Raw genomic sequence first — 24,655 nt, 5'->3', positions numbered from 1 at the left:
TAAGAACTACTTAAAGAAGCCCTCATAGTTGTGCATCTTAAGGTGGGACTCAATGGAAGAGAGTGTATCCATTGCAACACCGACCATAATAAGGACGGAAGTTCCACCAAACGCCTGTATCAACGAATCGCCTGTGAACCAGAAAATAATGGTTGGGACGATTGCAAGAACTGCCATAAAGATAGCACCGGGGAGGGTGACTCTGTCAATAACAGTCTTGATATACGTTGAAGTAGCAGTACCTGGACGAACACCAGGAATAAAGCCACCCTGCTTCTTAAGCTGGTCTGCTGTCTCCTCTGGATTGAACACCATTGAGGTGTAGAAGTATGCAAAGAAGACAATGAACATAACTGAGAGAACCCAGTTAACCCATCCAGAAGAAAGTGAAGTAGCAAGATTTTGAATCCACTCTACTCCTGGGAAGAACACAGCAACCTGAGCAGGAAGGTACAGGATTGCAGATGCAAAGATGATTGGCACAACGCCTGCAGTGTTTACCTTAATTGGAAGGTACGTTGACTGACCACCCATCATACGACGACCAACAACGCGCTTGGCATAGTTGATAGGAATACGACGCTGACCACGCTCAATGTAAACAATGAGCGGAATAATAGCGAGCATAACCACAACAGTAACAACGGTAAGAACAATGTTTCCACGAGTAGCTACTGAAGAAATAAGGGCTGTTGGAAGTCCAGCCATGATGTTTGCAAAGATGATAAGACTCATTCCGTTGCCAACACCCTGCTGGGTAATAACCTCACCGAGCCACATAATAATGATGGCACCAACTAGCATGGTAAAGACTACCAGGAAGTTTTCAAGTGCCTCAGGCACGCCCTCCATAGATGCAAAAGATACACCATAGCTCTTAAACAAGAACAGGTAACCAACTGCATTGAGCAGAGCTAGGCCAACCGTAAGATAACGCGTGTACTGCGTAATCTTACGCTGGCCGCTCTCACCATCTTTAGCAAGCTCGCCAAGAGATGGAATAACGGACTGCATCATCTGGAAGATGATCTGAGCCGTAATGTAAGGCATGATGCCCAGACTGAAAACAGACATGCGAGAAAGAGCGCCACCCGAAAATAGGTTAAGCACGGCCATTGCGCCATTCTTAGAAAGACCATTCTGATAAACAGAAAGCATCTGCTGGAATGGAGCACCGGGCACAGGAAGATACGCACCAAAACGGTACAGAAGAAGAATCAGTACCGTAAGGAGAATCTTTCCCCTTAGTTCCGGAACACGAAATGCGTTGGCGATTCCTTTACTCACTACTCGGCCTCAACCTTTCCACCGGCCGCCTCGATCTTAGCCTTTGCGGAGGCGGAAACCTTGTCGACCTTAACAGTGAGCTTCTTAGAAAGCTCGCCATCACCCAGAACCTTGACTGGGATGAAGTTGTACTTAATAACTCCCTTAGCAACCAGAGCCTCTGCGTCTACGGTCTCGCCGTCTGCAAAGAGAGCATTCAGACGAGCAACGTTGACTGGAGCGTACTCAACACGGTTGTGGTTAGTGAAACCAGGAAGCTTAGGAAGACGCATAGCCAGTGGCTGCTGTCCACCCTCGAAGCCAGCGCCCTTACCGCCACCAGAGCGGGAGAGCTGACCATTCATACCGCGGCCGGCAAAAGTACCATTGCCTGAAGAATTACCGCGACCTACGCGCTTACGATTTTTGCGCGAACCCACTGCGGGGCGAAGATCATTGAGCTGCATTATTACTACCTCTAGTTCTCTTCAACCTCGACAAGGTGCTTAACCTTGAAGATCATTCCACGAATGCTTGGGTTGTCAGGCTGCTCGACGGTATCGCCGATCTTGTGGAGGCCGAGGGCCTTCACCGTAGCAGTCTGGTCCTTCTTGACGCCTGCGACAGCGCCACGGACAAGCTTGATGCTAAGGTTCTTAGCCATCGTTAGTTCTCCTTTCCGACGAACATATCGCCGACGGTTAGGCCACGACGCTCAGCTGCTTCTTCTGGGCTGGAAAGCTCCTTCAGACCCTCAGCTGCTGCCTTAATCATGTTCAGAGCGTTGTCGGTACCAAGGGACTTAGAAAGTACATTGGTGATACCTGCAAGCTCGAAGAGTGGACGAATAGGACCACCAGCAATAACACCAGTACCCTCGAATGCAGGCTTAATAAGAACAGAACCTGCACCGTAGTGACCAGTGACTGCGTGTGGTACGGAACCAGTCTCGGTCAGTGGGACCTTGAACATGTTCCTCTTTGCGTCCTCGACGCCCTTCTGAATTGCCAGAGGTACCTCAGCGGAACGACCCTGGCCAATACCAACGTTACCCTTACCGTCGCCAACGACTACCAGAGCAACGAGTGACATACGGCGGCCACCCTTAACGGTCTTGGAAACGCGGTGAATATAAACGACGCGCTCCTGAAGATCCGTATCCTGCTGGCGCTTACGATCACGTGCCATTGAATCCTCCTAGAACTTCAGGCCCGCGTTGCGGGCGCCATCTGCCAAAGCCTTGACGCGGCCGTGATAGAGACGGCCACCACGGTCAAAAGTGACCTCAGTGACGTTCTTCTCGGCAGCGCGCTTACCGATAAGCTCACCTACGAACTCAGCTGCCTCCTTGTTGGAGCCAACCTTGCCAGTAGAACGGAACTCTGGGTCAAGCGTAGAGGCAGAGCAGAGAGTTCTTCCAGAAGCGTCGTCAATAAGCTGTGCATAAATGTTTGCGTTTGTGCGGTGAACTGCAAGACGCGGACGCTCAGGTGTACCAAAGACCTTGGCACGTACGCGGCGCTTGCGGCGTTCGAGACCCGCCTTTTTCGCCTGCTGCTTGTTCATTCCTTCTCCTTAGAGACATGCCATCACCTAACGGGGTGATGGTCTTTTAGCCTAAAAGTAGGGTTGCTTTACTTAGCAGCCTTACCGAGCTTCCTGCGGATGTGCTCACCTTCGTAGTGAATGCCCTTGCCCTTGTAAGGCTCTGGTGGACGCTTCATACGAATCTCAGCTGCGACCTGGCCGACCTTCTCCTTAGAAATACCCTTAACAGTAAGGTGGGTGTTATCAGGTACCTCAAAGCTAATGCCCTCAGGTGCAACATAGAGAACTGGATGAGAATAACCAAGGGAAAGGTCAAGATCCTTGCCCTTAAGTGCTACACGGTAACCAACGCCGGTGAGCTCAAGCTTCTTCTCGAAGCCCTCAGAGACACCAACAACCATGTTGTGGATAAGGGTACGGACAAGACCCTGCTGAGCATTGGACTCAGTGGACTCGTCAACGCGAGTAACAAGAATCTCCTCGCCCTCCTGAGCAATAGCAACCAGCTCAGAGAAAGTACGAGTCAGCTCGCCCTTAGAACCCTTAACGGTAACGGTGGTGTTATCAACTGTCACAGTGACTCCAGCAGGAATCTGGACAGGCTTCTTACCAATACGAGACACGGCTGTCTCCTTTCATTCCTGTCAGATTTACCAAACGTAAGCGATGACCTCGCCGCCAACGCCGTTCTTACGAGCGTCGCGGTCGCACATCATGCCCTTAGAAGTGGAAACCACTGCAGTACCAAGACCACCAAGAACGCGTGGAAGCTTCTCAGCGGTGGAGTAAATGCGCAGACCAGGCTTAGAAATGCGACGGATGCCGCGGATAACCTTAGCGCGCTTCTTACCATACTTAAGGGTGATGTGAAGAGTCTTCTGAGGCTTAGTATCCTCAACGGTGTAACCCTCGACATAGCCCTCTTCGGTGATGACGCGAGCAATCTCAACGAGCACCTTGCTCGATGGCATGGATACGGAATCCTTGCCAGCTGAGTTTGCGTTACGAATACGCGTCAGCATGTCTGAAATGGGATCGGTAATTTTCATTTGATCCTTCTCCTTCGTTAATGATGAAACTGCGTGTCTGGTTCATCTACACCCGTGGCGCAGATGCCTTGACGCCAGAGCCCTGAGTCCTACCAGCTTGCCTTGCGGACACCAGGAAGCTCGCCCTTGCTCGCTAGCTCACGGAAGCACACACGGCACAGACCAAACTTGCGGTAAACGGAGTGGGGACGTCCACAACGCTGGCAACGGTTCTGTGTGCGCGTAGAGTACTTCGGCTCACGCGAGGCTTTGACGATCATCGAAGTCTTAGCCACAAATCCTCCTTCAAAATGCAACTTGGCGAACGCCAAGATGACTTCAAACAATAGTGCTGGTGACTATGTCACCCGGCATCGAAGATGCCAACAGGAATGCGCTTAATTTAAGCACAGGTAAAAGTTAGTCCTGCTTGAATGGGAAGTGGAAGGCGTCGAGAAGTGCCTTACCCTCCTCGTTGGTGTTAGCAGTGGTGACAATGGTGATGTCCATACCGCGGGTGTGGTCCATCTTGTCAAAGTCAATCTCTGGGAAGATGAGCTGCTCGGTTACGCCCATGGAGAAGTTACCACGGCCGTCGAAGCTCTTAGCAGAGATACCACGGAAGTCGCGGATACGAGGAATTGCAACTGCGATCAGACGATCCAGGAACTCCCACATACGATCGCCACGAAGGGTAACTTTAGCGCCAATTGGCATACCCTGGCGAAGCTTAAAGGTTGCGATAGACTTGCGAGCGTGTGTAACAAGTGGCTGCTGACCAGTGATGGTACGGAGGTCATTTACAGCGCCATCAATTGCCTTAGCGTCTGTAGCTGCCTCGCCAACACCCATGTTGACAACAATCTTCTCAAACTTAGGAATCTGGTTAACGTTGGTATAACCAAATTTCTCCTTCAGAGCATCACGCACGGATGCGTAGTAAAGCTCTTTAAGGCGAGGTGTGTACTTCTCGTCTGCCATGGTTTCTCCTTAACTCTTGGGGTTTTAAGTGCGGGGATCGCCTCGCACCTCCTAGTTTGGCGAACTAGGAGCCATCTGCATCCTCGAGACATACGTGTCCCATAGAAAGACGCAATGAACAATATTAGACCTTATTGAGCAAAAATGGGGCGAGAATTTCAAGCTAGCTGATATTTTTTCGTGTCATCACACGACTTACACAACACCGCACTTCTCGCCCAAAAAGAAAACCCCGCTATCTGATGATAACGGGGTTTGAAGTAGCTCTGAGATGTTTCTACAAAGCGAGAAACACGTATAACTTAGAGCTCAGCGCCTGACTTCTTGGAGACGCGGACCTTAGTGCCGTCCTCCTTGATCAGGTAGCCAACACGAGTTGGCTTGTCGGTCTTAGGGTCGATAAGAGCAACATTGGAAGCGTCGATTGCTGCCTCTGCCTCAACGATGCCACCCTGCTGGTTAGCTGCGTTTGGCTTGACATGGCGCTTTGCAATTGCAACGCCCTCAACGACAACCTTGTTCTTCTCTGGATATACGCGAAGTACCTCGCCGCGCTTACCCTTGTCCTTACCAGTGAGGACCTCGACCTTGTCGCCCTTCTTGATCTTCATCTTAGGCATGTCGTTCCTCCTTAAAGGGTCTCAGGTGCAAGTGAGACAATCTTCATGTACTTGTGGTCGCGCAGCTCGCGAGCGACTGGTCCAAAGATACGAGTACCCTTGGGCTCACCCTCTTTGTTTACAAGAACGCATGCGTTCTGGTCAAAGCGGATGTAGCTACCGTCCTTGCGACGGGTGTCCTTAGCGGTACGAACGATGACACAGCGAACAATGTCGCCCTTCTTCACCGAACCACCTGGAGTAGCCTCCTGGACAGCGCCAATGATGACGTCGGCAAGGCCGGCGTAACGACGCTTGGAGCCACCAAGGACCTTGACGCACTTTACGCGCCTTGCGCCGCTGTTGTCAGCGACGTTGAGAATGGTCTCCATCTGAATCATGTGACGTTCCTCCGGAACCTAATTTCTCAGAGGTGCGCGTATTTGCGCACATGAGAAATAATGATAGATACAAAACTAGGTTGAGCTAAAAGCTGTTTCCTAGGTGCTAATTACTTAGCGCGCTCAACGATCTCTGCGAGACGCCAACGCTTGGTCTTGGAAAGAGGACGAGTCTCCATGACGCGGACGGTATCGCCCAGACCAGCCTCGTTGTTCTCATCGTGAACGTGAAGCTTCTTGCCGATGGTCATCATCTTGCCATACTTAGGGTGGTGCTTACGGTACGTAATCTCTACCGTAATCGTCTTCTCGCCAGAGATGGAGACGACGAGTCCGGTACGAACCTTACGCGCATTTCTGCTTTCGGTCTCTGCCATAACTTATCTCCTGCGATCTAGTTCTGCTCTGCGGATGCTTCCGCAGCAATTTGACGGGTGCGCATCTCGGTCTGAACGCGAGCAATGTCACGCTTAACAGCCTTGACACGAGCGGTGTTGTCCAGCTGGCTGGTTGCCATCTGGAAACGAAGATTAAAGAGCTCTGCGCGGCCTTCCTCGAGTTTCTTAGCGAGGTCTGCATCGCTCATAGCCTTGATTTCGGTGTACTTCATTAGTTCTCACCGTCCTGATCGGCCTTGGAGACAATCTTGGTCTTGATTGGAAGCTTGTGCTGAGCAAGACGGAGAGCCTCACGAGCAACTTCCTCTGGTACGCCATCAATCTCAAACATGATACGACCAGGCTTAACAACTGCTACCCACTCTTCTGGGTTACCCTTACCGGAACCCATGCGAGTCTCTGCAGGCTTCTTGGTGATTGGCTTATCTGGGAAGATAGTAATCCAAACCTTACCGCCACGCTTCATCTCACGGGTGAGAGCAATACGAGCAGCCTCAATCTGGCGGTTAGTAATCCAGTGAGCCTCCTCTGCACGGATGCCCCAGGAACCAAAATGCAGCTGGGTATTACCCTTTGCCTGGCCCTTCATGGAACCGCGCTGTACCTTACGGTGCAATACACGCTTTGGAGCAAGCATTAACGGCCCCTCCTCTCATTGCGAGCACGACGAGGACGAGCGGAGCCCTCAAGAGCTGGGTTAGGTGTTGGCTGTCCAGGCATCTTCTCGCCGTAATAAATCCAAACCTTGATACCAACAGCGCCCATGGTGGTGCGACCTGTAGCGGTACCATAGCCGATTGCAGCACGAAGGGTGTGCAGAGGCACGCGACCCTCACGGTACCACTCACGGCGGCCCATCTCAGCACCGTTCAGACGACCGGAGCACTGGATACGAATACCCTTAGCGCCAGCCTTACGAGCGGACTGAACAGCCTTACGCATAGCGCGACGGAAAGCGACACGCTGCTCAAGCTGCTCTGCGATGGACTGAGCAACAAGGTTTGCGTCAAGCTCAGGACGCTTAACCTCGACAACATCAACGTTGACCTGACCCTTGCCGACCTTAGCAACACGCTCAAGATCTGCACGGAGGCCGTCAATCTCTGCACCCTTCTTGCCAATGACAATACCAGGACGTGCGGAGAAAATAGTTACCTTGACCTTATCGCCAGCGCGCTCGATGTCAATGCGAGCAACAGCTGCCTTCTCAAGGCGCTTCTCAAGATACTTGCGGATAGCAAGATCGTTGCCGAGCTGCTCGGCGTAGTCCTTATCGGCGTACCAACGAGAACGCCAGCTCTCGGTTACACCAAGACGGAAGCCTGTAGGCTGTACTTTCTGACCCATTCCTACGCCTCCTTTCGAGGTGCAACGACAACGGTAATGTGGCTCATGCGCTTGTTAATGCGGGAAGCCGAACCCTTTGCACGAGGGCGAATACGCTTAAGCGTTGGGCCTTCGTCAACAAAAGCGGTCTTGACTACCAGGTTGTTAGCACGGAGACCATTGTTGTTCTCGGCGTTAGCAACTGCAGAGCGCAGAACCTTAGCAACATCAGTAGCGGCAGCACGAGTCGAGAACTGAAGAACCTCAAGGGCCTTCTCGACAGACTTACCGCGGACAAGCGCGACAACTGCGCGAGCCTTACGAGGAGCAACGCGAACATACTTAGCTGTTGCGCGAACCTCAATAGAATCGGTGTTCTTAGCCATTTACTACACTCCCCCTATTTGGCCTTGTGACCGCGGAAGGTACGGGATGGGGAGAACTCGCCCAACTTGTGACCAACCATGGACTCGGTGACGTACACAGGTACATGCTTACGACCATCGTGAACAGCGATGGTGTGACCGACCATCTCAGGGAAGATGGTTGAGGAACGTGACCAAGTCTTGATAACGTCCTTCTTGCCAGCCTCGTTCATTGCAGCGACACGCGCAAGGAGGCGAGTCTCCACAAAGGGGCCTTTTTTGAGACTTCTGCTCATTTATCTACTCCTACTCGTGTCTTACTTGGACTTACGACGGCGAATGATCAGGCGGTTAGAAGCCTTCTTCGGGTCGCGGGTCTTATAACCCTTGGTTGGCTTACCCCATGGGGTGACGGAAGGACGACCAGAAGTATGGTTCTTACCTTCACCACCGCCGTGTGGGTGGTCAACAGGGTTCATGACAGTACCACGGACGGTAGGACGGACGCCTGCCCAACGGGAACGACCAGCCTTACCAACAACAATGTTGGAGTGCTCAGCGTTACCAACCTCGCCGATGGTTGCACGGCAGGTCAGAAGAACACGACGGAGCTCGGAGGAAGGCATACGCAGAACTGCATAGCCGTTGTCCTTACCCATGAGCTGGACGGAAGTACCAGCAGCACGTGCCATTGCAGCACCCTTGCCAGGCTGGAACTCAACTGCGTGAACAAGAGTACCTACTGGAATCTGCTCAAGAGTGGTGCAGTTACCAGGCTTGATGTCGATGTCCTTGGTACCAGAAAGAACGGTGTCACCGACGCTCAGGCCCTCTGGGCAATGGATGTATGCCTTTGCGCCGTCTGCATAGTGCAGAAGAGCAATACGAGCGGAACGGTTAGGATCGTACTCAACAGTAGCGACCTTAGCTGGGATGTCATCCTTGCGACGCTTGAAGTCGATACGACGGTACTGGCGCTTGTGGCCACCACCCTGGTGACGGGTAGTGATGCGGCCATTGTTGTTGCGGCCAGCCTTCTTTGGCAGAGGCTCGAGAAGGGACTTCTCGGGCTTATCAGTTGTAATCTCAGCAAAGTCTGAGATTGTCTGGAAGCGCCTGCCTGCGCTTGTTGGCTTTAGATGCCTAACTGCCATAAACAGTATCCCTTTCTTCTCCGTTGGCTAGCCCGCTTAAGGGAAAGTCGAGCTAACACCGGATTACCACGGTACCGCGCGTATCTACTATGCGCGGCATACGAACCCGTACCTCAAAAGAGGCACGGGAGAAAAACCTTACTCAGCAGAGTTATTACCGAAGATCTCGATAGTCTCACCAGCAGCGAGGGTAACAATAGCCTTCTTCCACTGGCGGGTCTTGCCTGCCTGCTGATAACGTACACGCTTGTTCTTTGGCTTAACAGAAAGTGTGTTTACCTTGGTGACGTGTACAGAGAAGAGCTTCTCTACAGCTGCAGCAATCTCTTCTTTACCTGCGTTACGAGCAACCTCAAAAGTGTACTTGCCCTGCTCCATCAGATCGAAAGCACGCTCTGAAACGATAGGACGAATGATGACCTCATAAGGAGAGTTCATTATGCGAGCACCTCCCCAAGCTGCTTAGCGACATCAGCGGACATAACAAGTGCGCCGTTGTCGATCAGGAAACGAGTAGTAACCTCAGAAACGCCGAAGATTGAAACCTTAGGAAGGTTGCGGAAAGAGAGGTAGGTGTTGACGTCGTCGTCTGGGACGATGACGGTAACGCGCTTACCCTCAATACCGAGGTTCTGAAGTGCAGCCTTTGCCTGCTTGGTGGAAGGCTGAGCAAACTCGAGAGAGTCAACGAGGACAAGCTCGGAATCTGCAACCTTGCCGGAGAGGACGGACCTCATAGCAAGCTTGACCATCTTGTTGTTAATACGACGTGCGTGGGAACGAGGGGTAGGTCCAAAGATGACGCCACCACCAGTCCACTGACCAGCACGAATAGAACCCTGGCGAGCACGACCAGTACCCTTCTGACGGTAAGGCTTAACGCCACCGCCGGATACCTCGTGACGGTTCTTTGTAGAGTGGGTACCCTGACGTGCGGATGCGTCCTGGCAGACTACAACCTGGTGCACAACAGGGATGTTTGGCTCAATGCCATAGACGTCAGAGGAGAGCTCGGCGTCGCCGACCTTCTTTCCCTCTACGTTCTTAATCTCATACTTGGACATGTTGTCTCCTTGTTAGCCTAAGTGTTTGCCTAAAGGCCCTTAGGCCATGCGGACCTGGACGAGGGCATTCTTGCCGCCAGGAACAGCACCCTTGATAAGCATGAGGTTCTGCTCAGCATCAACGCGGACAAGCTTAAGGTTCTTGACCGTAACGCGCTCTGCGCCCATGTGACCATACATGTGAAGGCCCTTACGAACGCGTGCAGGGTATGCGCACTGACCAATGGAACCTGGACGACGCTGGTTACGAGAACCGTGAGTCATTGGACCGCGAGAGAAGTTCCAGCGCTTAACGGTACCCTGGAAACCCTTACCCTTAGAAGTGCCTGTTACGTCAACAGCGGTGACCTCAGAGAAGTCAGCAACTGTGACAACATCGCCGGTCTTGTGCTCAGAAGCATCCTCAACGCGGACCTCGCGGAGGTAACGCATTGGCTCGACGCCCTGTGCCTTGAAGTGACCAGCCATTGGCTTGTTGACATGCTTCTCGGAGATGTCGCCGAAGCCAATCTGTACGGCATTGTAGCCGTCCGTCTCAACAGTCTTTACCTGTGAAACGGTGCAGGGGCCAGCAAGAACGACGGTAACAGGAACGACGTTGTCGTTCTCGTCCCATACCTGGGTCATGCCCAGCTTGCGGCCGAGGATGGTATTAACCATGCTCTTTCCTAACCTTCGGTGGTCATGGGACCTTGAGAGCACATCGGGTACTCTTCCCCAGCGGACCACGTCCTGTACATACTGCCTTTAGACATAATTGTCCTGTTTGAGCAGCCCGTCTACTTTACACTCATTTTTGACAAGAAACAAGCCTAAAATCTCTAAAAGATGAACGCTTTGTGAAGACCGTTTGATACCATCTAGCTGCGAGATCTTTCTTCTCACCTATTTTGCGAGGTCAAACCGCTGACCCGGGCGTATCTATTGGCGATAAACCCAAAGAATTTTGAAAAGTTTTTTCAGAAATTTTGTAAAAACAATCCACGGTAATAACTTTGAAAAATCAGGCTGCCGAAATTACCTTGCCAAAAGTTTTTTGAGCAATGCTTCGCAACCCTCAGTAACATCCTTATACGTCAGATCAAAATTTCCTGAATACCATGGATCCGCAATATCGCGAGGCTTTTCCGTCCAATCAAGGAGCAGCGAAACCTTTCCAAGCGGATCATTCTTAAGCATACGCATCATGTTGCGCAGGTTATTGTGGTCCATGCCAATGAGGTAATCGAAGTTCTCGTAATCTGCGCGCGTCATCTGCCTCGCACGATGATTGCCACAACGAATCCCCTCTTGCTGAAGCTTGTGTCGCGTACGAGGGTCAACAGGGTTACCAATCTCTTCAGTGGAGGTTGCGGCTGAGTCAATGACAAACGAGTCTGCGAGACCATTTTTCTCGACAAGGTCCTGCATGACGTACTGTGCCATTGTTGACCTGCAGATATTTCCGTGACACACAAAGAGAACCTTGGTCACATGAGCGTTTTCTGAGTGGACGTTGTTTAGCTGGTGATGAGCGTTTATCCGAGTATCCTTCATCTCTTCTCCTGTGCGCTGTAAAAGTATTCGCTTCCCTATTCTACGGGTTTCTCGCTAAACATGCCCTTTACTCTGTAAAGTAACGTGCTCCTGCATTAGCCAGCCTGAAAAGGGCATCAAGTCTGAGTAAATTTACTCAGACATGGCGAGAAAAACAGGCAAATCGCTCAGACTTGGTGCACTTTTCCGGCAAAACGTTCAGACATGACGATAACATCAGGCTCCCTGAAAGGGTGAGCTCGGACACGCTTTAAACCCTGCCTGAAAAGTGCAAAGAATCTGTATTTGAGCCACCGATTCTTTTGTAAAATCAGGCAAATCCACAGATTCTTTAATGTTTTTAGGCAGAATTTACAGATTCTTTGCAGAAATCAGGCTTGGAGCAAATCAAGCGCAAGCGGAAAGTATACCCACACAAAAACCCTCCTGCGTAAAAGTGCGCAGGAGGGTTTATATGTTGGATTAAGCCGAATGCTTAGAGCTTGATCTCGATATCGACACCAGTTGGAAGGTCGAGACGCATAAGCGAATCAACGGTAGAAGAGCTTGGGTCGAGAATATCGATGAGACGCTTGTGAGTGCGCATCTCAAACTGATCACGGGAATCCTTATCCTTGTGTGGGGAGCGGATAACGGTGTAAAGGTTACGCTCGGTTGGCAGAGGGATAGGACCGGAAACACGCGCACCTGTCTTCTGTGCGGTGTCAACAATCAGCTTAGCGGACTGATCAATGACCTCGTGATCATAGCCCTTGAGGCGAATCCTGATCTTCTGGCTTGACACTTTGGGTACCTCCATACATGAGCTAGAGCTCGTGGTCGTTTACTTAGGATGCAGAGCCGCCGTTTTTGGCGACAATCTCTTCGCGTACAGCGTTAGGAACGGGCTCGTAAGAATCGAACTGCATGGTGTAGCTCGCGCGGCCCTGGGTCTGGGAACGAAGGTCGGTTGCGTAACCGAACATCTCACCAAGAGGCACCTTAGCGCGGATGACCTTGGCGTCCATACGATCGTCCATACCCTCAATCTTGCCACGACGGGAAGAAAGGTTGCCCATAACGTCGCCCATGTACTGCTCAGGTGTCTCAACCTCAACAGACTCAACTGGCTCGAGAAGGACTGGGTTGGACTTCTTGAGAGCATCCTTAATTGCCATAGAACCAGCAATCTTGAATGCTGCCTCAGAGGAGTCGACCTCGTGGTAAGAACCATCAACAAGAGTGACCTTGATGTCGACTACTGGGTAACCAGCAATAACACCGTTCTCAAGAGCCTCACGAATGCCCTTATCGATAGATGGGATGTACTCCTTAGGAATAACACCACCGACGATAGCGTTGACAAACTCGTAACCCTTGCCCTCTTCCTGTGGCTCAAGGTCGATGACTGCGTGGCCATACTGACCCTTACCACCAGACTGACGGACAAACTTGCCCTCAGCGTGGCTTACTGCCTTACCAGCAGTCTCGCGGTAAGCAACCTGTGGCTTACCAACGTTGCAGTCAACCTTAAACTCACGACGGAGACGGTCAACAATAATCTCAAGGTGAAGCTCACCCATACCAGCAATGATGGTCTGGCCGGTCTCGTGATCAGTGTGAACCTGGAAGGTTGGGTCCTCTTCAGCCAGCTTAGAAAGGCCGATGGACATCTTCTCCTGCTCAGCCTTGGTTTTAGGCTCAACAGCAACGTCGATAACAGGATCTGCGAAGCTGATGGACTCAAGGATGATTGGGTTCTTCTCGTCACAAAGGGTGTCACCAGTAGTGGTGTTCTTGAGACCAACGCATGCAACGATGTCGCCTGCGGAGCACTCTTCACGGTCAACACGGTCGTTTGCGTTCATCTCGAGGATGCGGCCAAAACGTTCACGGTTGTCCTTGACGGAGTTGTAGACGTAAGAACCTGCCTCAGCCTGACCAGAGTAGACACGAATGTAGGTAAGCTTACCGACATAAGGGTCAGTCATAATCTTGAATGCAAGAGCGGAGAATGGCTCTTTGACGTCTGCGTGACGGACAGCCTCGTCACCCTTAGGAGTGACACCATCAATCTCTGGAACATCCAGAGGGCTTGGAAGGAAGTCGATGACTGCGTCCAGAAGCTCCTGAATACCCTTGTTCTTGTAAGCGGAACCAACAAAGACAGGGTTAATCTGACCAGCAAGAACGCCAGCACGAAGAGCACCCTTAAGGGTCTCAACGTCAACCTCTTCACCCTCGAGAACAGCCATCATGAGCTCCTCAGAGAAGTCAGAAGCTGCCTCAAGAAGCTCTTCACGCTTCTCAGCTGCAATCTCTACAAACTCAGCAGGAATCTCGTCGAGTGGCTCAGGGTAAATCATGCCCTTAGCATCCTCTTTGAAGTCCCATGCAGTGTTAGTGACAAGGTCGATAAGACCCCAGAAGTTGGACTCAGCACCCATTGGGACCTGAGCTGCAATTGCGTTTGCGCCAAGGCGGTCACGCATGGTCTGGATTGCACGGAAGAAGTCTGCGCCTACGCGGTCAAACTTGTTGATGAATGCAATACGAGGTACGCCGTACTTGGTAGCCTGACGCCAAACGGTCTCGGACTGTGGCTGAACGCCTGCAACTGCGTCGAAGACTGCAACTGCGCCGTCCAGAACACGAAGAGAACGCTCAACCTCAGCGGTAAAGTCAACGTGGCCTGGGGTGTCGATGATCTGGATGACATGGTCTTTCCAGAAGCAAGTGGTAGCTGCGGAAGTAATGGTTACGCCGCGCTCCTGCTCCTGAATCATCCAGTCCATGGTTGCTGCACCGTCGTGGACCTCACCAATCTTGTGGGTCTTACCGGTGTAGTAAAGAATACGCTCCGTAGTGGTGGTCTTACCAGCATCGATGTGAGCCATGATGCCGATGTTGCGGAGGTCTTTAAGATTGTACTTAGTCTTAGCCATTTGTTTGCTACTCCTGAATTCCGACTAGAAGCGGTAGTGGGAGAAGGCGCGGTTGGCCTCAGCCATCTTGTACAGGTCCTCGCGGCGCTTGACGGATGCACCTACGCCGTTAGTTGCGTCGATGATCTCGTTTGCAAGACGCTCTGCCATGGTCTTCTCTTTACGGCTACGGCTGAAAGTGACCATCCAGCGGATAGCAAGAGTAGTTGCACGACGGGAGTTGACCTCCATTGGGACCTGGTAAGTAGCGCCACCAACACGCTTAGGCTTAACCTCAAGTGTTGGGCGAATGTTATCCATAGCCTTCTTGAAGACAGTGAGGGCATCCTCACCAGTCTTCTCTGCGACGATGTCAAATGCACCGTAGACAATGCGCTCTGCGGTTGCTTTCTTGCCGTCGAGAAGGACCTTGTTAATAAGCTGGGTTACCAGACGATTGTTGTAGACGGCGTCAGGCATAACCTCACGACGTACTGCTGCTGCGCGACGCGGCATATTAATCTCCTAAGAACTAGTTCGAGTAGTGGACGTGATTACTTAGCACGCTTAGTGCCGTAACGGGAACGGCCCTGAGCACGATTCTGAACTGCTGCGCAGTCGAATGCACCGCGAACAACCTTGTAACGAACACCAGGAAGGTCACGGACACGGCCGCCACGAACCAGAACAATGGAGTGCTCCTGGAGGTTGTGGCCCTCACCAGGAATGTAAGCGGTTACCTCAATGCCATTAACAAGACGAACACGAGCAACCTTACGGAGTGCTGAGTTAGGCTTCTTTGGCGTAGTGGTGAAAACGCGGGTGCAAACACCACGCTTCTGTGGGTTGTGCTGAAGAGCGGCGTTCTTAGACTTTGACTTGACGCTCACGCGGCCCTTACGTACGAGCTGGTTAATAGTAGGCAAGATCTTCTCCTTCTTATACCTATCTACCTGCAGTTTTACATATTCGAAAGGTGACACAGCACTGTCCCCTTGGAATTACGCAGGGAAGTACTTTACGCTGATGAAAGCCACATGTCAACAAGCCACTGTGCCGGGCGTATCTATACTTCATAAACTGCACATAATATAGAATCAAAATAACTTGTCTAACTATCAAAAACCTTTATTGAAAATCCGATATTCACAATCTTAAAATTTTTATAAGAATTTATTGCACATATCTATAACTGCGTGAAAGAGAACAGGAGCCAAGACATTCTTTCGAAATATTAAAAATAAAGCTGTGTATAACAAACCATTTCCAATACCAAAGGTAATATAAGACCAAAGAGGTTCAAGATTATTAACATTATTTACAAGCGGAAAGATTATATGAGTTACCCCCCACAATACGTTAGCAAATAATGAACCTATAATATATGCTGATACATTAGTGATCTTCCAATATCTTAATAAACCTTCATTAAATTGTTCGGTTAGGTAAACTCGGAAGAAAAATTCCTCAGGAAGTGCCACTAAAAATAAATAGTGAACCCAAGCGTAAATTCTATCAATATAATTTTCTTGAGAAAAAAGAACAGGAATAAATGAAATGAGCAATAAAATGGCTATATTAGCAGGTTTGAAACTTTTAGCAATAATATTACTGTAATGTTTTATGGTTATATATACAGGATAAATTGAAATGACCATACTAAAAGCTATTTTACTAATGTAACTATTTTCAAACAAATTCGCATTGTATTTATATTCTAACGATGCAATAAAAATTATGAAAACCAAAATTAAATAACTATAAAGAGCTTCATTCTTGAATTGTTTTTTCTGTTTATTTTCCATCCTTACTTCACCGTTCTACATTTATCGTTAGAGAAAAGTGTCTTAGTACTGAGTGTTCCTTCAGTTACATCCGCGGATAGCTTTAAAACAGCGATCGATTCTTCGCCGTCCTTCTCGCCCGTCTCAACAAATCCAAACGTACGATAGAGATTACGAGCAGCTTTATTTTCAGGCTCATAGGATAGCCAACAAAACTCTGCTTTTCCACAGGGAAAGGTACGTATAAACTCCAACGCAAGCATGAGCGCTTCTTTACCGTATCCCCTACCTTGGAATTTTGCATCAATCATCAGACGTCGAAGATCGTAATTATTTTGAGCTATTGCTGGAGCTTTGTCCCAGCTACTATCTGTGCCAAACCCAATCATCAAAAACCCTATTGGTAAATCATTCTTGTATATACCAAAAGGGAAAATCTGTCCGTTTTCTGCCTTAGCTATATAGGCTTCGATAAGACTTACATCATTTCCAGCAACAAAGTCTTGCTGGTCCTCGGACACCTTGAGCTTAAGAATGTCCCACACGTTTCTTCCGTTTATGTGCTGAAGACTTAACATACGGTATCAATCAAAAAATTCATTTCTCGTTGAAAATCAAGACACCAAAAACTTCTAATATTTTAGTGCTGATGTGCAGCGTGAGCAAGGCCAACGCTAATAAGTGTAATGACATGATCGTCAGCAAAAGAATAAATGACGCGACGACCATCTCTTTTTGCAGTTACCAGACCACGATCACGCAGGAGACGGAGCTGATGAGAAGTAGCAGACTGAGAAAGGAAGTACTTTACGCTGATGAAAGCCACATGTCACCAAGCCACTGTGCTGGGTGTATCTATACTTCATAGAAATTACAAATGCTAGGTAACCTCAATCTCAGCAAGCTCAATTTCTAAGCCTTGGATGAGTTCTGTTTTCTCGCTAGAACAGTAAGGGCATGTGCGACCATACGTTACCGTAGCGTACGTTTTATTGCACGATAAACACTGTGTTAGAGCTGGCACTTCTTCAATTTCTAGCTGAGCTCCGTGTAGCAACTCCGTGCGATCAGCTGCCCAACGCCATACATCCAACAAATACGTTGGAACAACTCCAGATACCTCCCCTAGCTGCAACTTTACACGTGCAACTGAGGTGAGGTTGTTCTGTTTTCCCAGGTCCTCAACCATATCTATGAGGTAAAACGCAATTCCCAGCTCATGCATGTTAACTTGAAATTCCCGTACTGCCCGCAGAAACGGGATTACCAAGCTCATCGGTTGTTACGTGTGACTGAGGCTTAGGAGTCTTTGTTTTTCTCGCGGGGTTCTTAATAATCTTTACCGCACGTTTTCCAACATACGAGAGAATCTTTCCTGCCTTATGCTCTGCGGCAACCATATCTGAACAGTGAGGATTGTCTCGGAACAGGTGAATTGCATCAAACTCGCAGCGTGTAGTACAGAGACCACAACCAATACACTTATTTGCATCAACAATTGAAGCGCCGCACTTCAAGCAGCGTGCGGTCTCGATTCTGATTTGCTCTGGCGTAAAAGTATGGCTAGGATCTGTCCAGTTATGCCTGATGTTTTTAACTGAATCGCATGCGGAACGCTGACGACCTGCGTGATCGTATCCACAAGACTCAACTGCTGCGTCAGATTTATCAAGCTCAACATAATGGCGCTGGTTACGGCCAATAGTCAAAGAAGAGCCTTTCTGCACAAAACGATGCAGTGAAACAGCAGCTTCATGACCTGCGGCAATAGCATCGATAACAAAGCGAGGACCCGTGTACACGTCTCCACCCACAAAGACATCGGGCTGAGCAGTCTGATACGTCTGGGAATCAGCACGCGCAAAATTGCCGCGCGTAAGCTCAACTGCCTCTCCCTCCAAAAGACTTCCCCACTCAACGGTTTGTCCAATAGACAAGACCACTGCATCTGCCTCAAGATACATTGTTTGCTCGTCATCAAAACAAGGCGAGAAACGCTTATCATTGTCAAAAACCCGCATACAGCGTTTAAACATCACGCCGCAAACGTGTCCTTGCTCATCCGTGGCAATAAAAGCAGGTCCCCAACCATTCTTGATTGACACACCATCTTCCTGCGCTTCTGTGATTTCTTCTGGTAGTGCAGGCATCTCATCTGGCTGCTCTAGGCACACCATAGTAACTGACTCTGATCCGCAACGAGCAGAGACTCGAGCCGCATCAATGGCAACATTACCGCCGCCAATGACCACTGTCTTTCCAGGTACTTCATGCAGAGGATGTTCGGTTACAAAATGCAAGAAATCAACAGCAGAAATAACCCCATCGGCGTCTTCTCCAGCAATATTGGCCTTTCTACCGCCCTGGCAACCAATGGCAACATAAAAACCAATAAAGCCTTGAGCACGCAGTTCATCAAGGGTTATGTCTTTTCCTACCTCAACACCACAGCGAATCTCAACGCCCATTTCTTTAAGAACGTCAATCTCTGCGGCAACAACGTTTTTCTCGAGCTTGTAAGAAGGGATGCCATATACCATCATTCCGCCAGGAAGAAGGTTCTTCTCAAAAACAACGGGGTTGTAACCGCGTTCTGCCAGGTAATATGCACAGGACAGGCCGGCTGGACCTGCACCAATAATGGCAATTTTCTGGTTGAATCGGCCTCTATTTGACGGGATAACTGGCTCTGGAATAAAGCGATGTTCTGCCTCAAGATCTTTTTGAGCAATAAATTTCTTAACGTCATCAATGGCTACTGCCTGGTCAATAGTTCCTCGCGTACACGCTGCCTCGCAACGTTTATTGCAAACGCGACCACAAACAGCAGGGAATGGATTTTCTTTTTTGATGAGCTCAAGCGCATCTCGATAGCGACCTTCAGCAGCCATGCGCAGATAACCCTGAACAGAAATATGCGCTGGACAGGCAACCTTACAAGGAGCGGTACCGGTATCGTGACACTCAATACGGTTGTTATTTTTATAATTCCAATCCCAATCAGACTCTCCCCAGAACTTATCATCTGGAAGATCCTGCGTTGGGTAGGAAATTTTGCCCTTCCTGGTAGGAAGTTTCTGACCTAACTGAGGGGCTCCAGCTGGACAAACCTCTACGCACCCACCGCAAGCAACACATTTTTCTTCATCAACGTGAGCCACAAAAGCCGAACGAGACAAATTAGGCGTATTAAACAGCTGAGAAGTTCTGAGTGCATAGCAAACATTTACGTTGCAGTTACAAATGGCAAAGATCTTATCTTCACCGTCAATGTTGGTAATCTGATGAACAAAACCGTTTTTCTCGGCCTTTGTACAGATATCGATAACCTCATCGTAGGTAATGTAGTGGCCTTTTCCTGTTTCTACGCAGTAATCAGCCATATCACCAATAGCAAGACACCAATCTTCTGGATCGTCAGCACAGCCGTCGCCACGAACTCGTTCAGCAAGGCGACAAGAACAGGGAGTAGCAGCATATCTATCGTATTTCTTTAGCCAATGCGAAATATGCTCGACAGTAACTGTGTGATTTACCTGCTCAATGGATCGTTCAACAGGAATGACATGCATTCCAACGCCCGCGCCGCCTTCAGGAACTAACTTGGTGACATTTTTGAGCGGTAGATAGGTCATACGCTCAAACAAAGAACCCATCTCGGGATGTTCTTCGAGTTGACGCTCGTTCATCACGGTAAACTCTGCGGAGCCAGGAACAAACATAGGAAGAACATACTGCTTTTGCTTGCTCTTGTTTTCCCAGTTGTACTCAATCATGCCCTTTACAGACAGGGTGTCTAGGATAGGCTGAAGCTCCCCCGCAGTTTTTCCAGTACGCTTGCAAAGCTCCTCTAAGGTAACTGGCTGGCGAACCTTCATGTATTTGGTTACCGCAGCTTCTTCCTCAGTCATAATTGCTGCTATGCCCCAATATTCTGGGTCATCTTTTACAATTTTGTGACCAAGGCGACTCGTAATTTTTTGAACTTCATCTCTTACAAGAGGCTTAAATTGCTCAGAAGAAGCTGGTCCAGGCTCATTTGGATCTACAGTTTTGTAATGAACTACCTCGTCATTTTCAGTAATGTGATTTTGAGCGAGTATGCGAGTAGGACCGCCAGCAGGGTTAGTAGTTGGCAATACATTTCTGCGTGCAATTTCTTCATCAGTAAGACTGCCGCGCATGGCATTTTGACCTTTTGGAGTCTTACGTGCTGGTACTTCCTCTGCCATGACCTCTCCTATCAGGCATAAGACATTCTTTAAGCGCTAGCTATTGGTTACTGACTGCTTTTCCACTCAGCAACTTTGCGAGAAAGCCATTCAGTCCAAGCGTTTAATCCTTCCCCAGTTTTGGCAGAGAAAGGAATAACAACCGCCTTTGGATTTCTAAGGGCCACATTTTCCTTGAGTTTTTCCAGGTCAAAATCAAAATACGGTGCTACGTCTATTTTGTTAACAAGCACCACATCACAGACCTGATACATCAAAGGGTATTTCAACGGCTTATCGTCGCCTTCGGGAACAGAAAGAATAGTGACGTTTACGCCGGCACCGGTGTCAAACTCTGCCGGACATACCAAGTTCCCAACGTTCTCTAAAAAGATAAGGTCCACATCACCTGCATTGAGACCTTCAAGACCCTGAGCGCACATATGCGCATCGAGGTGACACATGCCGCCAGTATGCAGCTGAATGACTTTCACGCCCGTTTCTGAAATAGCAGCAGCATCAACATCTGAATCAATATCAGCTTCCATAACAGCAATGGAAACCTTATCTTTCAGGGCAGCAATGGTCTTTTTAAGGGTGGTAGTTTTGCCAGAACCTGGAGAAGACATAAGGTTTACCAGCAGAGTTCCCTTTTTCTTCATTTCTTCTCTTAGTTGATCGGCGCTTTTCTCGTTAGCTGCAAAAACACTCTGCTTAACTTCAATGATGCGATACTCACCCATAAGTTCTCTCCACAGTTCCGAAACGTATGTTAATGACCCAACAGATGAGCTGCATGTGCAAGGCCAACGCGAATCAGCGTTGTGACGTGCTCATCTGCAAGTGAGTAGATAACTTTTCTGCCATCTCTTTTTGCATTGACAAGACCGCGGTCGCGCAAAAGACGCAACTGGTGAGAGGTTGCTGACTGAGATACCGAAAGCATTTCCTGCAGCTCTGTTACGCTTTTCTCGCCATTTACTAGAGCACCCAAAATCTGGAATCGAGTGAAATCAGACAGTGCATCAAAAATCTGGGTTGCATCGTAGATGATGTCATCGTTTACCAGGTATTCATTCAGCTTCTGATCAGAAACATAATCGCACGTAGAATGAGTGTGCTCGCATTTTTCGGAATCGTGGGAGTGACTATCCATTTGCTATTCCTATCCTTTAAGAGCCGCAAAATAAATGGCTTACCAAACGTAATTCATAAAAGATTAGTATATACCGATACTCGCTTCTGTAAGCGTAACTAAAAGAGGACTCCAGCTAACGGCTGAAGTCCTCTTCTGTATCGGAGTCAATCTCCGAAAAAGTTTGATGTATCAGGCGAGATTACTTACTCGTCTTCGCCGTCTGCCTCAGCGTCCATGCGGACAACCTGATTGAGAAGGTCATCCAGAGAACCAAGGTCCTCGTTGATTACATCAGGGCTAACCTCGTCGGAAGAAGAACCGATGAGTGTCTCGGTGTAATCAGAGTGCGTGGATGGAGCTGCAGAGCCCAGCATCAAGCCGCCATCGCCTTCTGGCGAGAAGACCATGTTGAGCAGCTGAGAAAGATCCTCAGAATCTGCCTCATCCTCTTCTGGCTCAAGGATGTAGAGGAGGTTACGAGCCTCAAGGCCATCGCGGAGCTCCTCGATTGCCTTTGCACCAATACCATCGATGCGAAGCAGGTCTTCCTCGGTCTTACCGATAAGATCGCCTACGGTCTCAATGCCAACCTCGCTGAACTTGTTGGTCCAACGCTGTGACACGCCAAGATCGTCGAAGAGATACAGCTTTGCGTCCTCGCTTGAAAGCGTGCGACCATTCTTGGAGTAAACGCCACCGTTGTAATCCTCGTTGACCCAGTCAAGCTGCTTAGGAAGCTGCTCCTCGATGTCCTTAAGCTCTGCTGGTGCCCAGTCTGGAAGAGACTTAGCAAGAGAAGAAGTTGGGCCATCAATCTTGGTGCCATGGTACGTAAGCTCAACATCGTTGTATGCGGAGAGACCAGTACCTGCAGGAATCTGCTTACCAACAATAACGTTGGACTTGAGGTCAAGCAGGTGGTCAACGTCGCCCTCGATAGCTGCAGAGGTAAGAACGCCTGCAGTACGAATGAACGATGCGCTGGAGAGCCAAGAATCGATAGAGCTTGCAACCTTCAGAGTACCAAGGATTGCTGGCTCTGCCTCTGGTGGAGTACCACCAGCAAGGGCAATATTCTGGACAGTCTCTGCAAAGACATAGCGGTCCACATACTGACCAAGCAGGTACGAAGAGTCACCTGGGTTGGTAACCTGAACACGACGAAGCATCTGACGTGCGATAACCTCGATGTGCTTATCGTTGAGTTCTACACCCTGAGAGGTATAAACGTCCTTAACGGACTCAACGAAGGTGTGCATGGTGGACTCAATGTCAGTGAGTCGACGGAGCATACGGAAGTTGACGAAGCCGCGGGTAATCTGATCACCAGCACGGACAACAACGCCATCCTCAATGCCAGGCATAAAGCGGACGGATGCAGGTACACGCCACTCCTCGATAACACGGGAAGCATCGTCTGCATCAACAATACGCAGCAGGTACTCGGTGGTCTCTGGGGTGATGTGAAGAACACCAGAAACAGGAGCCAGGTCAGCCTCGCGACCAAGAATCTTCTCGTTGACGTTGCCGACGACGTCGAACATACGAGCAACGGTAGGAAGACCCTGCGTAATATCGTCTGCGCCTGCAACACCACCAGAGTGAATGGTACGCATGGTCAACTGAGTACCAGGCTCACCAATGGACTGAGCTGCAATAATACCAACTGCAGTACCAATGTTGACAGGACGACGGGTGGAAAGATCCCAACCGTAGCACTTCTGGCAGACGCCGTACTTAGACTTACAGGTCAGAAGCGCACGGAGCTGAACCTTAGCAAGGCCGTGCTCAACAAGACGCTCAAGATCCTGCTTGGACTCAACATAGCCACCAGCAGGGATAAGAACCTCGCCAGTGTTTGGATCGCAGACATCCTCAAGGGTGCAGCGGCCAATCAGGTCAGTATCAACAGAAGTCTGACCAGGCTTAATCAGAGGATAGGTAACTGCCTCATCAGTGCCGCAGTCCTCCTCGCGGACAATGACGTCCTGTGCAACGTCGACGAGTCGACGAGTCAGGTAACCAGAGTCGGAGGTGTGGGATGCGGTATCTACCAGACCCTTACGAGCGCCGTAGGTAGAAATGAAGTACTCAAGAGGCTCAAGACCCTCGCGGAAGTTTGCCTTAATTGGAAGGTCGATGGTTTCACCGGACATATCCGCCATCAGGCCTCGCATACCAGCAAGCTGGCGAAGCTGTGTCTTAGAACCACGAGCTCCAGAGTCAGCCATCATGTAAATTGGGTTGTTCTCTGCAAAGCCTGTAAGCATCTCAGAGCCGAGAAGATCGGTGCACTCGGTCCATGCGTTAACAACCTCAACGTGACGCTCTCGCTCGGAAAGGAAGCCGTCCTCGTAGTACTCGTTGATCTGGTCAACGCGGTCCTGTGCCTCCTGAAGCAGCTGTGGCTTGTGTGGAGGAATGACAGCGTCCCAAACAGAAACGGTCAGACCAGCAAGAGTTGCGTAGTGGAAACCAGTCTTCTTGATGTTATCCAGAATTGGCTCAACATCAGCCATTGGGTAACGGTCGCAGCAATCGTTGACCAGAACACCAATATCAGACTTAACCATCTTGTAGTTGATGTATGGGTAATCCTCTGGCAGGCACTGACGGTTGAAGATAATGCGACCAACAGTGGTCTCAAAACGCTTAGTACCCTCAGTAACGTCCAGGTCCTCATACTGACCACGGCCGGTCATAACGCGGAAGATAGCGCGATCGCTATCAGCAACGTTTGCATCCTTGGAGCTTACGCGGACAACAACCTTTGCCTGAAGATCAAGGTCACGGTTAGCCTCAATAGCCAGAAGAGCATCCTCAAAGCTTGCAAAGGTAAGCGTCTTAGCATCTTCACCGGTCTTCTCGGAAGTGAGGTAGTAGACACCAAAGACCATATCCTGAGAAGGAACGGTCAGAACCTTACCAGAAGCAGGGCTTCTGAGGTTGTTGC

The 24,655-nt window shown here is 49.7% G+C and carries 34 protein-coding genes; all 34 read right to left on the bottom strand.

Annotated elements, in window-relative coordinates:
• Positions 1 to 6: 6 nt before the first annotated feature.
• Positions 7 to 1,287: a preprotein translocase subunit SecY gene (gene secY / locus RWJ43_RS00170; RefSeq protein ID WP_035432046.1), complete on the bottom strand. Its 1,281-nt coding sequence runs from the start codon at positions 1,285 to 1,287 to the stop codon at positions 7 to 9.
• A complete protein-coding gene (rplO, locus tag RWJ43_RS00165; RefSeq protein ID WP_035426932.1) occupies positions 1,287 to 1,733 on the bottom strand; it encodes a 50S ribosomal protein L15 in 447 nt (148 codons plus the stop codon). The genes secY and rplO overlap by 1 nt, the downstream gene beginning before the upstream one ends.
• Before the next feature lie 11 nt (positions 1,734 to 1,744).
• Positions 1,745 to 1,930, bottom strand: coding sequence for a 50S ribosomal protein L30 (gene rpmD, locus RWJ43_RS00160; RefSeq protein ID WP_012809227.1), 186 nt, complete (start codon positions 1,928 to 1,930; stop codon positions 1,745 to 1,747).
• Between the two features lie 2 nt (positions 1,931 to 1,932).
• Positions 1,933 to 2,454 carry a 30S ribosomal protein S5 gene (gene rpsE, locus RWJ43_RS00155; protein WP_035426935.1) on the bottom strand — a complete coding sequence of 174 codons (522 nt, stop codon included), beginning with the start codon at positions 2,452 to 2,454 and terminating at the stop codon, positions 1,933 to 1,935.
• Positions 2,455 to 2,463: 9 nt separating this feature from the next.
• Positions 2,464 to 2,832: a 50S ribosomal protein L18 gene (rplR, locus tag RWJ43_RS00150; RefSeq protein ID WP_035426936.1), complete on the bottom strand. Its 369-nt coding sequence runs from the start codon at positions 2,830 to 2,832 to the stop codon at positions 2,464 to 2,466.
• A gap of 68 nt (positions 2,833 to 2,900) precedes the next feature.
• Positions 2,901 to 3,437: a 50S ribosomal protein L6 gene (gene rplF, locus RWJ43_RS00145; protein WP_035432048.1), complete on the bottom strand. Its 537-nt coding sequence runs from the start codon at positions 3,435 to 3,437 to the stop codon at positions 2,901 to 2,903.
• Between the two features lie 27 nt (positions 3,438 to 3,464).
• The gene (gene rpsH, locus RWJ43_RS00140) at positions 3,465 to 3,863 is read right to left on the bottom strand and encodes a 30S ribosomal protein S8 (protein ID WP_035426940.1); all 399 of its coding nucleotides are present in this window, start codon (positions 3,861 to 3,863) and stop codon (positions 3,465 to 3,467) included.
• 89 nt (positions 3,864 to 3,952) lie between these two features.
• On the bottom strand, positions 3,953 to 4,138 hold the full coding sequence (locus tag RWJ43_RS00135; RefSeq protein ID WP_012809232.1) for a type Z 30S ribosomal protein S14: 186 nt from the start codon (positions 4,136 to 4,138) through the stop codon (positions 3,953 to 3,955).
• 124 nt (positions 4,139 to 4,262) lie between these two features.
• On the bottom strand, positions 4,263 to 4,823 hold the full coding sequence (gene rplE / locus RWJ43_RS00130) for a 50S ribosomal protein L5 (RefSeq protein ID WP_035432050.1): 561 nt from the start codon (positions 4,821 to 4,823) through the stop codon (positions 4,263 to 4,265).
• A 302-nt stretch (positions 4,824 to 5,125) separates the two neighbouring features.
• Positions 5,126 to 5,443, bottom strand: coding sequence for a 50S ribosomal protein L24 (rplX, locus tag RWJ43_RS00125; RefSeq protein WP_035426943.1), 318 nt, complete (start codon positions 5,441 to 5,443; stop codon positions 5,126 to 5,128).
• Between the two features lie 11 nt (positions 5,444 to 5,454).
• Entirely contained in the window at positions 5,455 to 5,823 is a 369-nt protein-coding gene (gene rplN / locus RWJ43_RS00120; RefSeq protein ID WP_012809235.1) for a 50S ribosomal protein L14, read from the bottom strand.
• Between the two features lie 110 nt (positions 5,824 to 5,933).
• Complete coding sequence (rpsQ, locus tag RWJ43_RS00115) at positions 5,934 to 6,200, bottom strand: 30S ribosomal protein S17 (protein ID WP_012809236.1); 267 nt, start codon at positions 6,198 to 6,200, stop codon at positions 5,934 to 5,936.
• A 17-nt stretch (positions 6,201 to 6,217) separates the two neighbouring features.
• Positions 6,218 to 6,433: a 50S ribosomal protein L29 gene (gene rpmC, locus RWJ43_RS00110; protein WP_035426945.1), complete on the bottom strand. Its 216-nt coding sequence runs from the start codon at positions 6,431 to 6,433 to the stop codon at positions 6,218 to 6,220.
• Positions 6,433 to 6,858, bottom strand: a complete 426-nt coding sequence (gene rplP / locus RWJ43_RS00105) for a 50S ribosomal protein L16 (protein WP_035426946.1) — start codon at positions 6,856 to 6,858, stop codon at positions 6,433 to 6,435. Before rplP ends, rpmC begins: the two co-directional genes overlap by 1 nt.
• On the bottom strand, positions 6,858 to 7,568 hold the full coding sequence (gene rpsC / locus RWJ43_RS00100; protein WP_035426947.1) for a 30S ribosomal protein S3: 711 nt from the start codon (positions 7,566 to 7,568) through the stop codon (positions 6,858 to 6,860). The genes rplP and rpsC overlap by 1 nt, the downstream gene beginning before the upstream one ends.
• A gap of 2 nt (positions 7,569 to 7,570) precedes the next feature.
• Positions 7,571 to 7,912, bottom strand: a complete 342-nt coding sequence (gene rplV, locus RWJ43_RS00095) for a 50S ribosomal protein L22 (RefSeq protein ID WP_232215476.1) — start codon at positions 7,910 to 7,912, stop codon at positions 7,571 to 7,573.
• A 35-nt stretch (positions 7,913 to 7,947) separates the two neighbouring features.
• Positions 7,948 to 8,208: a 30S ribosomal protein S19 gene (gene rpsS / locus RWJ43_RS00090; RefSeq protein WP_035426948.1), complete on the bottom strand. Its 261-nt coding sequence runs from the start codon at positions 8,206 to 8,208 to the stop codon at positions 7,948 to 7,950.
• Between the two features lie 21 nt (positions 8,209 to 8,229).
• Positions 8,230 to 9,066 (bottom strand): 50S ribosomal protein L2, encoded by an 837-nt coding sequence (gene rplB / locus RWJ43_RS00085; protein WP_314006614.1) that lies wholly within the window; start codon positions 9,064 to 9,066, stop codon positions 8,230 to 8,232.
• 138 nt (positions 9,067 to 9,204) lie between these two features.
• The gene (gene rplW, locus RWJ43_RS00080; RefSeq protein WP_035426953.1) at positions 9,205 to 9,504 is read right to left on the bottom strand and encodes a 50S ribosomal protein L23; all 300 of its coding nucleotides are present in this window, start codon (positions 9,502 to 9,504) and stop codon (positions 9,205 to 9,207) included.
• Complete coding sequence (gene rplD, locus RWJ43_RS00075) at positions 9,504 to 10,130, bottom strand: 50S ribosomal protein L4 (RefSeq protein ID WP_035426955.1); 627 nt, start codon at positions 10,128 to 10,130, stop codon at positions 9,504 to 9,506. Before rplD ends, rplW begins: the two co-directional genes overlap by 1 nt.
• 39 nt (positions 10,131 to 10,169) lie before the next feature.
• Positions 10,170 to 10,790, bottom strand: a complete 621-nt coding sequence (rplC, locus tag RWJ43_RS00070; RefSeq protein WP_035426957.1) for a 50S ribosomal protein L3 — start codon at positions 10,788 to 10,790, stop codon at positions 10,170 to 10,172.
• 357 nt (positions 10,791 to 11,147) lie between these two features.
• Positions 11,148 to 11,603 (bottom strand): low molecular weight protein-tyrosine-phosphatase, encoded by a 456-nt coding sequence (locus tag RWJ43_RS00065; RefSeq protein WP_396427216.1) that lies wholly within the window; start codon positions 11,601 to 11,603, stop codon positions 11,148 to 11,150.
• A gap of 538 nt (positions 11,604 to 12,141) precedes the next feature.
• Positions 12,142 to 12,450, bottom strand: a complete 309-nt coding sequence (rpsJ, locus tag RWJ43_RS00060) for a 30S ribosomal protein S10 (protein WP_314006610.1) — start codon at positions 12,448 to 12,450, stop codon at positions 12,142 to 12,144.
• A gap of 43 nt (positions 12,451 to 12,493) precedes the next feature.
• A complete protein-coding gene (gene fusA / locus RWJ43_RS00055) occupies positions 12,494 to 14,590 on the bottom strand; it encodes an elongation factor G (protein ID WP_314006608.1) in 2,097 nt (698 codons plus the stop codon).
• A 24-nt stretch (positions 14,591 to 14,614) separates the two neighbouring features.
• A complete protein-coding gene (rpsG, locus tag RWJ43_RS00050; RefSeq protein WP_012809249.1) occupies positions 14,615 to 15,085 on the bottom strand; it encodes a 30S ribosomal protein S7 in 471 nt (156 codons plus the stop codon).
• A 38-nt stretch (positions 15,086 to 15,123) separates the two neighbouring features.
• A complete protein-coding gene (gene rpsL, locus RWJ43_RS00045; protein WP_035427082.1) occupies positions 15,124 to 15,495 on the bottom strand; it encodes a 30S ribosomal protein S12 in 372 nt (123 codons plus the stop codon).
• Between the two features lie 237 nt (positions 15,496 to 15,732).
• Entirely contained in the window at positions 15,733 to 16,374 is a 642-nt protein-coding gene (locus tag RWJ43_RS00040) for a CPBP family intramembrane glutamic endopeptidase (RefSeq protein ID WP_314006606.1), read from the bottom strand.
• A 2-nt stretch (positions 16,375 to 16,376) separates the two neighbouring features.
• Complete coding sequence (locus RWJ43_RS00035) at positions 16,377 to 16,898, bottom strand: GNAT family N-acetyltransferase (protein ID WP_314006604.1); 522 nt, start codon at positions 16,896 to 16,898, stop codon at positions 16,377 to 16,379.
• Positions 16,899 to 16,993: 95 nt separating this feature from the next.
• The gene (locus RWJ43_RS00030; RefSeq protein WP_314006602.1) at positions 16,994 to 17,179 is read right to left on the bottom strand and encodes an ArsR family transcriptional regulator; all 186 of its coding nucleotides are present in this window, start codon (positions 17,177 to 17,179) and stop codon (positions 16,994 to 16,996) included.
• 54 nt (positions 17,180 to 17,233) lie between these two features.
• Positions 17,234 to 17,578: a hydrogenase maturation nickel metallochaperone HypA gene (locus RWJ43_RS00025; RefSeq protein WP_314006600.1), complete on the bottom strand. Its 345-nt coding sequence runs from the start codon at positions 17,576 to 17,578 to the stop codon at positions 17,234 to 17,236.
• A 1-nt stretch (position 17,579) separates the two neighbouring features.
• Positions 17,580 to 20,585, bottom strand: a complete 3,006-nt coding sequence (locus tag RWJ43_RS00020; RefSeq protein WP_314006598.1) for an FAD-dependent oxidoreductase — start codon at positions 20,583 to 20,585, stop codon at positions 17,580 to 17,582.
• 47 nt (positions 20,586 to 20,632) lie between these two features.
• The gene (hypB, locus tag RWJ43_RS00015) at positions 20,633 to 21,307 is read right to left on the bottom strand and encodes a hydrogenase nickel incorporation protein HypB (protein WP_314006596.1); all 675 of its coding nucleotides are present in this window, start codon (positions 21,305 to 21,307) and stop codon (positions 20,633 to 20,635) included.
• Positions 21,308 to 21,336: 29 nt separating this feature from the next.
• A complete protein-coding gene (locus RWJ43_RS00010; RefSeq protein ID WP_035426967.1) occupies positions 21,337 to 21,720 on the bottom strand; it encodes a helix-turn-helix transcriptional regulator in 384 nt (127 codons plus the stop codon).
• Positions 21,721 to 21,905: 185 nt separating this feature from the next.
• The coding region (locus tag RWJ43_RS00005; protein ID WP_314006593.1) for a DNA-directed RNA polymerase subunit beta' at positions 21,906 to 24,655 on the bottom strand (2,750 nt) is incomplete at its 5' end.

The sequence above is a fragment of the Lancefieldella parvula genome, from assembly GCF_963530955.1.
GTDB lineage: Bacteria > Actinomycetota > Coriobacteriia > Coriobacteriales > Atopobiaceae > Lancefieldella > Lancefieldella parvula_A.
The sequence above is the reverse complement of the archived record's forward strand: the minus strand, read 5'-3'. Positions and strand labels throughout refer to the sequence as shown.

Excerpts from the sequence above, each read along its gene's own strand:
- rpsG (WP_012809249.1), bottom strand. The coding sequence starts at position 15,085 with ATGCCGCGTCGCGCAGCAGCAGTACGTCGTGAGGTTATGCCTGACGCC.
- rplB (WP_314006614.1), bottom strand. The coding sequence starts at position 9,066 with ATGGCAGTTAGGCATCTAAAGCCAACAAGCGCAGGCAGGCGCTTCCAG.
- rplD (WP_035426955.1), bottom strand. The coding sequence starts at position 10,130 with ATGTCCAAGTATGAGATTAAGAACGTAGAGGGAAAGAAGGTCGGCGAC.
- rpmC (WP_035426945.1), bottom strand. The coding sequence starts at position 6,433 with ATGAAGTACACCGAAATCAAGGCTATGAGCGATGCAGACCTCGCTAAG.
- rplW (WP_035426953.1), bottom strand. The coding sequence starts at position 9,504 with ATGAACTCTCCTTATGAGGTCATCATTCGTCCTATCGTTTCAGAGCGT.
- RWJ43_RS00010 (WP_035426967.1), bottom strand. The coding sequence starts at position 21,720 with ATGGATAGTCACTCCCACGATTCCGAAAAATGCGAGCACACTCATTCT.
- RWJ43_RS00025 (WP_314006600.1), bottom strand. The coding sequence starts at position 17,578 with ATGCATGAGCTGGGAATTGCGTTTTACCTCATAGATATGGTTGAGGAC.
- RWJ43_RS00020 (WP_314006598.1), bottom strand. The coding sequence starts at position 20,585 with ATGGCAGAGGAAGTACCAGCACGTAAGACTCCAAAAGGTCAAAATGCC.
- rplX (WP_035426943.1), bottom strand. The coding sequence starts at position 5,443 with ATGCCTAAGATGAAGATCAAGAAGGGCGACAAGGTCGAGGTCCTCACT.
- rpsH (WP_035426940.1), bottom strand. The coding sequence starts at position 3,863 with ATGAAAATTACCGATCCCATTTCAGACATGCTGACGCGTATTCGTAAC.
- rplO (WP_035426932.1), bottom strand. The coding sequence starts at position 1,733 with ATGCAGCTCAATGATCTTCGCCCCGCAGTGGGTTCGCGCAAAAATCGT.
- rplE (WP_035432050.1), bottom strand. The coding sequence starts at position 4,823 with ATGGCAGACGAGAAGTACACACCTCGCCTTAAAGAGCTTTACTACGCA.
- rpsC (WP_035426947.1), bottom strand. The coding sequence starts at position 7,568 with ATGGGTCAGAAAGTACAGCCTACAGGCTTCCGTCTTGGTGTAACCGAG.
- rpmD (WP_012809227.1), bottom strand. The coding sequence starts at position 1,930 with ATGGCTAAGAACCTTAGCATCAAGCTTGTCCGTGGCGCTGTCGCAGGC.
- rplN (WP_012809235.1), bottom strand. The coding sequence starts at position 5,823 with ATGATTCAGATGGAGACCATTCTCAACGTCGCTGACAACAGCGGCGCA.
- rplP (WP_035426946.1), bottom strand. The coding sequence starts at position 6,858 with ATGCTTGCTCCAAAGCGTGTATTGCACCGTAAGGTACAGCGCGGTTCC.
- rplR (WP_035426936.1), bottom strand. The coding sequence starts at position 2,832 with ATGAACAAGCAGCAGGCGAAAAAGGCGGGTCTCGAACGCCGCAAGCGC.
- fusA (WP_314006608.1), bottom strand. The coding sequence starts at position 14,590 with ATGGCTAAGACTAAGTACAATCTTAAAGACCTCCGCAACATCGGCATC.
- rpsQ (WP_012809236.1), bottom strand. The coding sequence starts at position 6,200 with ATGGCAGAGACCGAAAGCAGAAATGCGCGTAAGGTTCGTACCGGACTC.
- RWJ43_RS00040 (WP_314006606.1), bottom strand. The coding sequence starts at position 16,374 with ATGGAAAATAAACAGAAAAAACAATTCAAGAATGAAGCTCTTTATAGT.
- rpsE (WP_035426935.1), bottom strand. The coding sequence starts at position 2,454 with ATGGCACGTGATCGTAAGCGCCAGCAGGATACGGATCTTCAGGAGCGC.
- rplC (WP_035426957.1), bottom strand. The coding sequence starts at position 10,790 with ATGGTTAATACCATCCTCGGCCGCAAGCTGGGCATGACCCAGGTATGG.
- rpsS (WP_035426948.1), bottom strand. The coding sequence starts at position 8,208 with ATGAGCAGAAGTCTCAAAAAAGGCCCCTTTGTGGAGACTCGCCTCCTT.
- hypB (WP_314006596.1), bottom strand. The coding sequence starts at position 21,307 with ATGGGTGAGTATCGCATCATTGAAGTTAAGCAGAGTGTTTTTGCAGCT.